Source organism: Actinotalea sp., from assembly GCF_035443605.1.
Classification (GTDB): Bacteria; Actinomycetota; Actinomycetes; order Actinomycetales; family Cellulomonadaceae; genus Actinotalea.
In genome coordinates, this window is sequence record NZ_DAORSQ010000180.1 from 1 (window position 1) to 3,163 (window position 3,163).

The 3,163-nt window shown below is 72.2% G+C and carries 3 protein-coding genes; all 3 read left to right on the forward strand.

Annotated features, from left to right (window positions below; all coding sequences use genetic code 11):
• Positions 1-621 (forward strand): UDP-N-acetylglucosamine--N-acetylmuramyl-(pentapeptide) pyrophosphoryl-undecaprenol N-acetylglucosamine transferase (locus PKY62_RS12855; protein WP_324537574.1); only part of this gene is annotated, 621 nt, incomplete at its 5' end.
• A gap of 11 nt (positions 622-632) precedes the next feature.
• Positions 633-2,123: a UDP-N-acetylmuramate--L-alanine ligase gene (murC, locus tag PKY62_RS12860; protein ID WP_324537576.1), complete on the forward strand. Its 1,491-nt coding sequence runs from the start codon at positions 633-635 to the stop codon at positions 2,121-2,123.
• Between the two features lie 131 nt (positions 2,124-2,254).
• Positions 2,255-2,869, forward strand: coding sequence for a cell division protein FtsQ/DivIB (locus PKY62_RS12865; RefSeq protein ID WP_324537578.1), 615 nt, complete (start codon positions 2,255-2,257; stop codon positions 2,867-2,869).
• The last annotated feature ends 294 nt before the right edge of the window (positions 2,870-3,163 follow it).

Here is a 3,163-nt window from a genome sequence, read left to right on the forward strand (position 1 = left end):
CGGCGCGAGATCGCGACCCTGGACCGGGGTGCCCTGCGCGAGCAGGCCAGGGCCCACTTCGGTCTGAGCGACGCCCCGACCGTGCTCGTCACCGGTGGGTCGCTCGGTGCGCAGCGTCTCAACGACGCCTTCGCCGCCGCGGCGGCACGCCTGTCCCGCGCAGGGGTGCAGGTGCTGCACGTCGCGGGCACCGGCAAGGACTTCGTGCCCGAGGGCGTCACCGGCGCGCCGTACGTCGTCGTCCCGTACTGCGACCGCATGGACCTCGCCTACGCCGCGGCCGACCTCGTGGTCGCCCGCTCCGGCGCGAACACCGTCTGTGAGCTGACAGCGGTCGGCCTGCCTGCCATCTACGTGCCCCTGCCCATCGGGAACGGGGAACAGCGGCTGAACGCGGCGAGCGTCATCGCTGCTGGCGGGGGCCTGCTCGTCGAGGACTCCGCGGTCACCGCGGCCTGGGTCGACGACGTCGTGCGCCCGCTCGCGCTCGACGACCAGCGACTGGGTGTCATGGCCTCTGGGTCGGCCTCGGTGGGGGAGCGCGGCGGCGACGAGCTGCTCGCCGACCTCGTCGTGGCCGCTGCTGCCGGGGCCAGCACGGCGGCGGGGCGCGCCCGATGACCCTGCCCGACATGAGGTTCGACGTCACGGCGCCGGCCACACCGCTCGAGGACCTCGGCCGCGTGCACCTCATCGCGATCGGCGGTGCCGGGATGTCCGCGGTGGCCCGCCTGCTCCTCGCCCGTGGGGTGGGCGTCAGCGGGTCCGATGCCGCCGACGGGCCAGCCCTGCAGGCGCTGCGCGACCTCGGGGCACGCGTCCACCTCGGCCACGACGCCGCACACCTGGCCGGGGTCGACACCGTCGTCGTGTCGTCGGCGATCCGGGAGGACAACGTCGAGCTCGCTGCGGCGCGCGCGGCGGAGCTTCGGGTGCTGCACCGCTCGCAGGCCCTGGCGTCGTTGATGGCCGGCTCGCGACGGGTCGCGGTCGCCGGGGCGAACGGCAAGACGACGACGACCTCGATGCTCGTCGTCGCGCTCGACGCCGCGGGTGAGCGCCCGTCCTACGCCTGCGGGGCCGAGATCGCCCAGCTCGCCACCAACGCCGCGATCGGTGTCGGCTCGGTGTTCGTCGTCGAGGCCGACGAGAGCGACGGCTCCTTCCTCGCCTACCGCCCGGACGTCGCTGTCGTGACCAACGTCCAGCCGGACCACCTCGACTTCTACGGCACTGCCGAGCGGGTCGAGGAGGCGTATGCCGCGTTCGCCGCCACGGTGCCCGCCGACGGCCTCGTCGTCGCCTGCTTCGACGACCCCGGCTCGCGTCGACTGGCGCAGGCGGTGCGCTCGCGCGGCGGAGCCGTCGTGACCTACGGCTACGAGGTGGGGGCCGACCTGCACGTGCTGTCCACCGAGGCCGATGGGCTCGGCACCCACTCGTCGTTCGTGCTCGACGGGTCCCTGAGCACCCTCGAACTCCTCGTCCCGGGCCCGCACAACGTCATGGACGCCTGCGCCGCCTACCTCGCCGCGGTGCGCGGCGTCGGCGCTGATGCGGATGCCGTGCTGGCCGGCCTCGCCTCGTTCTCGGGCGCACGGCGTCGCTTCGAGGTCCGCGGTGAGGTTGGCGGGGTCACCGTCGTCGACGACTACGCCCACAACGCGCCGAAGGTGGCCGCGGTGGTCAGCACCGGGGCGGACCTCGTGCGCCGCGCGGGTTCCGGGTCGCTGCACGTGATCTTCCAGCCCCACCTGTACTCCCGCACGCGCGACTTCGCCGTCGAGTTCGCCCACGCGCTGGCTCCTGCCGACCACGTCGTGCTGCTCGACGTCTACGGCGCCCGTGAGGCTCCCGTCGACGGGATCAGCTCGGGCCTCATCGGGGACCCGCTGCGCGAGCTGCCGGGGGAGCGCAGCGTGCTCGTCGGCCCCAGTCGTGAGGATGCCGTGGCGGCGGTCGCGCAGCGCGCCCGGCCCGGGGACCTCGTCCTCGTCGTCGGGGCCGGGGACGTCACCGCCCTGGCGCCCCTCGTGGTGGACGCCCTGGCTGGTGCCCGCACTGCCACTGACCACCGCACGACCCCTGACTACCGCACGACCACTGACGGAGGGTCCCGATGAGCCTGCGCACCGAGTATCCAGCGGGAGCCACGGCATCCTCCTCGGCCCGGTTCCGGGAGCGCGAGCTCGCGAACCGCCGTCGTCCGTGGCGACGGGCGCTCGTGGCTCTTGGTGCCGCCACCGTCGCGGGGGTGCTCGTCTGGCTGCTGGGGTGGAGCAGCATCCTCGGCGTCTCCGCGGTCGATGTGTCGGGAGCGACCGGTGCCGAGGCCGCCGCCGTCACCGAGCTCGTCGACGTCCCGATCGGCACCCCGTTGGCACGCGTGGACACCGACGCCGTGGCCGCCCGGGTTCGTGAGCGGATCACCGACGCCGAGGTGTCGGTGCGCCGAGCCTGGCCGAGCACCCTGGCCGTCGACATCGTCCTGCGGACCCCGGCCATCGTCGTGAAGAACCCTCAAGGTCAACTTGAGGTTGTGGATGCGGAGGGGATCGCCTTCGGTGTCGTCAAGGCAGCGCCGAAGGGGGTGCCCGTGGTGACGGCGGTGGGGGCCAGAGGCGCCACTCGCGAGGCCATGCAGTCGGCGCTCGCGCTGCTGAACGCCCTGCCGTCCGACCTCTCGAGCCAGGTCTCCGGCATCACCGTGAGCAGTGCCAACCTGGTGACCTTCACCCTCGGCAAGCGCACCGTCGTGTGGGGCAGTGGCGCGGACTCCGAGCGCAAGGTGGCGATCCTGATGGCGCTGCTGCCCACCAAGGCCAAGGTCATCGACGTGAGTGCACCGGAGACGCCGGTGACCCGCTGAGGACTCCCCGCGTAGCCTCACCGCGTGACGGGTGTGACTCATGGGGTCAAAGTGACGGCTGAGTCTGCCCGTGAAAGGATTTCCGCAGGGGATGTCGCGACACGCCCACCGCGTCTTTGCCTGACGTCGGGGACCGACCTAGCGTCATGCCATAGAACCGCATCCGAAGTGTGACTGTCAACCTTACGTTGAGAGTTTTTCGAACAGCGAACCCGAGTTCAGACCCAGTGGAAGGCCCGTATCGTGGCAGCACCCCAGAACTACCTCGCCGTCATCAAGGTCGTCGGCATCGGC

Coding starts and splice junctions, on each gene's coding strand:
- murC (WP_324537576.1), top strand. CDS start 633: ATGAGGTTCGACGTCACGGCGCCGGCCACACCGCTCGAGGACCTCGGC.